At 35.9% G+C, this 4,653-nt stretch carries 3 protein-coding genes; all 3 read right to left on the bottom strand.

Features of this window, described 5'->3' with window-relative positions; genetic code table 11:
• Positions 1 to 3,092: hypothetical protein (locus FRY74_RS12710; RefSeq protein ID WP_147102213.1), on the bottom strand; the 3,092-nt coding region annotated here is incomplete at its 3' end.
• Entirely contained in the window at positions 3,092 to 3,694 is a 603-nt protein-coding gene (locus tag FRY74_RS12705; protein WP_147102211.1) for a hypothetical protein, read from the bottom strand. The genes FRY74_RS12705 and FRY74_RS12710, both read right to left, overlap by 1 nt.
• Before the next feature lie 253 nt (positions 3,695 to 3,947).
• On the bottom strand, positions 3,948 to 4,653 hold a 706-nt coding region (locus FRY74_RS12700; RefSeq protein ID WP_147102209.1), incomplete at its 5' end, for a T9SS type B sorting domain-containing protein.

The following is a 4,653-nucleotide window of genomic DNA, read 5'->3' as shown; positions in this document are numbered from 1 at the left end:
GCATCTTCAAAACATATCGTATTGCTTACTGTGCCTGTTTTTACTGGTAATACATTTAAATTAATTGTTACGGTACTATCACAATTATTTGGCCCTACGTTAGTAATTACTTCTGTACCTGTTGGATTTGAAGCATCATAAGTAGTTCCATTAACTACAATACCTGCATCCTCAAAACATATCGTATTGCTTACTGTGCCTGTAAGAGCTGGCAAAACCTCAATAGTTAATACCTGCCCTTCTGAACAACTACCTGCAGTTGTAACATATTCGTAATAATATTCAGCTCCATTTGAAGGGGTAAAAGCTCCTCCTGGAGCTAATCCTCCAGTATTATCTGTTCCATTATACCATGTTCCTATTCCAGCAACTCCATTTGCCTCTCCTGGAACATAAGAAGATAAGGTTATTGTCTCACCAAAACAAATAGAAGGATTAGTTATTGAACCGAGAGCAGGAACTTGGTGAACAGTAACAGCTAGAGTATCAGAATAAACACATCCCTCTCCATTGTCAAAATTATAAATAATATCATGCGTACCAACTGCTAGAGGATTAAAACTTCCTGTACCATTTCCGTTATCTGTTACATTAGAACCTACTATGGTTCCTGAAGTAATACCTCCAGGTGTAGGTGTTGCTGTAAAATTATCAACTGCATCACCTAAGCAAAATTCAGTAGCCAAATTATTAACTGAAGGATTAGGTGCTGTGTAGTTATAAGTCCCAGTAATATTTAACATACATCCATTCGGATCCATCACATCAATATTATAAGTCTGTCCATCTTCAATTCCTTCTAAACCAAACGAATCTCCATCGCCAACACCAATATTATTTACCAAATCACCACCTCCGGTTTCAGTGATAATATAACTATTCGTAGGATAAAATTCAGGAGAGCCTCCATTTATGGTAAATTCTGGTCCATCACAATTATCGACTACAGAAAATGTAATTTCATTTAAATATTGAATATTATTTGGAACACCAGTATCAAAACATCCATCCCCATCTGCATCAATATCCCAACCTCCACCAGGAGCGTTGGAAACCCAATCAACAGTAGTTGCTACAAACCAAATTTGATTATCAGTTAAAGTAAGACCAAATCCACCTGGTGTAGGGTCAGTTAACAATGTAATCAGAGCTCCATCATTAACGTCAGCCCAACTAGATCCAGTGTAAGCAACTCCTGAAAAACATGGGTCAGAAAATGGGTCAGGGTTACTCGGAGGACATGTATATATAACTAATATTTCTCTCGGACTACCCCCACCTGTATTATCATCAGGAAGCGTAAATCCACTAGCAACAGTTGTATAATCATCTCCCCAACAAAGCGTAAATGGACCACCAGAGGTTCCATTATTTGCAGATGTAACACCATCTCCATTTTGATTTGTTGTAGTTATTCCTGCATCGGCAGCACAGCCAGGAGGACAATAAGCAGTCGCATCAATATTAGAAATAGTAATTACTCTTGTACATCCTGCACCATCAGTAATTGTTATATCTACCGATTCTCCATCTGTAATCCCTGTAACAACTAAAGTTCCTCCTTCACCAATAGTTGCACTAACAGCACTTCCGTTTAGTAATGCCCCAGCACTATTCCCTGCATTTGGAGTAACTGTAAAATTACTTCCATCTACAGAAGGTAGACCACCACTAATTACAAAAGTCACTTGAGTTGTTGGAGGTGGACCAGCAGCATCACATTCTATTAACTGCGTATAAGTTATTTCTGGGTTGAAATACACTTCAGTTACAGTTCCTATATCAAAACAACTAGTTGTAATTTCTCCTGTTTGACAATTACTTAATGTTACTGGAGCAACATAATATGTTACTCCGTTAGCCTCATTAGGCAAAACTGCAACAGGTCCATTAGCCAGAGGCTCATCAACAGATGTCCATACACCTGCATAGTTAGGATCACCTCCTGCACCAGCAGGGTTATTTCCTGTTGGTAAGTCTCCAATATTTGTCATCCCTGCAAAAACACCAAGTGGATCATCTTTTACCCAAAACCCCCATCCAATACATGGATCAGATCCCAAAGATGTATTTACTGGTAAAAGAGTTTCAACATTTACATCAACCCCTGCGCAAGCATTTATTACCGGAGCAGTAATATTTGTACCTGCATCTGCGTTACATCCTACAAAATCATAAACTATATCAAAGTCACATAGAGCTGTTGCTCCACCAGAATTATCTCCATCAACCATTACATAATATGTTCCAGCTGGACCAGTAAAAGTAGGAACACTCCCTGAACCTCCAGCACTAATTGCCGTACAACCATAAGAAGCAAAACTTGTTGCACATGTCCCATAAAAAACAGACACATCAACTCCAGCACCACTACCAAAACAATCAACAGCATCTATACTAACTGTAATATCTCCATCGCTAGTAGTTGTAAATGTATACCAAACATTATTCTCTGTATTTAACTCACAATCATTATAATCACCTATTTCAGCTGTTGCACAATAAGTAGTTCCTGATTCTGAAACTCCATCTGCTAAAGGTTCTGCTAATACACAATCATCGTTTGCAGGAGGAGTTCCACCAGAGGCTGCTATAGTATATGTCCCTGTACCTCCATTATAATCCCAAACTCTTATCCAAACAGTTTCCCCAGGAGTAAGACCTGAAGCTGTTGCCAAGGCATCCAAAGAAGTACCTCCATCATCATCACAACTTTCTAAGACTAGATTATTACAGTTATTAGTTGGTGAAGAATAAATACCTAAAACAGGGTCAGAACCGGCTGCATAAACTGAAACTTCACCATTTGCATCAACTGTAGTTTGAAACCATATATCTTTATCCTGAGCACCAGAAGAACTACCAATTGTCCCAGCTGTCAAATCACTACCAATACTATTACACCCTACACCATTCTCATCTGTTGGGTTGATTACTCCAGAGTTATCATCAGAGTTAGATACCGTAACGGAATTCTCTACACAATTTCCAGGTAAAAAACCAGCATTACAAGGATCACTAGCCTGTTGTGCATATGATACAGCAAATGTAACTATACTAAATGCAGATGCTAATATTAAATTCTTTGTCATTATTTTGAACTTTTAATTAAGTCAATATTTTTTTTATATTCGTTTTCTCTACCTTCTTCTTTTAAAGAAGCTAAATAAAAGTTTTGCTCTTTAGGCGCACAATTTTGAATTCCTTTTGCCTCAACATATCTGTTTAGACTGGACTTTAGATTAATAATTTTATTGTTTAACAAAATATATTCATCAGAGCCTAGAAGTTGTTTCCCCCTTTTATTTACCGCGTCTTTTTCTTCTAGCAAGTAAAATAAATTGTCAACATCAGACAGTGAAGGGTCAACTTCACTATTAATAGTCAATTTCACATTATTATCAGTCATCCTAGTTGCTGGTATAGACTTTGAGTAAGACAAATTATTAGCTTTATTATTAGCTTTATTATTAGATCTATTTAACTTTTTTGGAGTTGAACTAACTTTTAAAGACTTAGTAACACTTGATTTTTGCTCTACAACCTTATGCGAACTTTCATTCTTTTTAACACGAACAAAAGATTCTTTTAACCTATCATATTTAGCCATGTCTACTTCTTTGGTTTTTTGACCAAATGACAATAAAGATATTGTACAAAAGACAGATGTTAAAATTATAGTACTAAACTTCATAATTTTTTAATTTTTAATTTTTTCCAGTAATAAAAAGTAAATATATAACATATTTTCCACACAACATCAGACGTAGGTAACAAAAAATAGTTGCACCAATCAAGAATTTAATAAATGATAATTGATATCAACTAACCTTTTAAAAAACACAACAAAATGTAAATCAACACTTTATATAAAATTCTTCTTGTAAAAAATTAATAAAAAAAGGGAGCGATGGTTATCGCTCCCTTTTTAGTGATGTTTTAAGGTTTTATCTTATTAAACTAAAGCCACCTTTTTTGAAATATTCTTCTCCATCTAAGCCTTTTGCATTTATGATGTAAAAGTATGTTCCATCTGGTGCTTCTGAACCACTTAATGTTCTTCCATCCCAGTAACCTTTCACATTATCCCACTCAAACATCTTTTGTCCCCACCTATTAAATATCTCTCCTTTTACTTCTTCAAGGTTTGTACCTGAGACTGTAAACACATCGTTACTTCCATCATTGTTTGGAGTAAATACATTTGGTATTAATATAGATGACTCTCCTATTACTTCTATTGTTACTGTTGCTGATGCCGAACAATTTGCAGCATCTGTTACTGTTAATGTAGCTATAAAGCTATTAATATCCGTGTAAGTATGTGATGGTTCAAAAGCATTATCTCCTGTTCCATCTCCAAAATCCCATGTATAAGTTATTCCAGCTCCTGTAGTACTTCCATTTGTAAACACTACATCTAATGGTACAAATCCTGTGCTTGGATTAGCTCCTATTGATGCTGTAACTCCTCCTACTACAACAACCACTGGAGTTAATGTTCCATCACAATTACTTCCATTCTCTTCATTTACATAGAGCGTATAAGTTCCTGTTGCTGAAACATACGAAGTAGCATCAAATGGACTTCCTGTTCCTATCACTGTTATTCCATCTGTATCATACCATGTTATCGTTCCACTTCCTGTTGAA

It is taken from the genome of Vicingus serpentipes, from assembly GCF_007993035.1.
Taxonomy (GTDB): Bacteria; Bacteroidota; Bacteroidia; order Flavobacteriales_E; family Vicingaceae; genus Vicingus; species Vicingus serpentipes.
The sequence above is the reverse complement of the archived record's forward strand: the minus strand, read 5'-3'. Positions and strand labels throughout refer to the sequence as shown.

Bases quoted from the DNA above. Each gene is read 5' to 3' on its own strand.
- FRY74_RS12705 (WP_147102211.1), bottom strand. From the start codon at position 3,694: ATGAAGTTTAGTACTATAATTTTAACATCTGTCTTTTGTACAATATCT.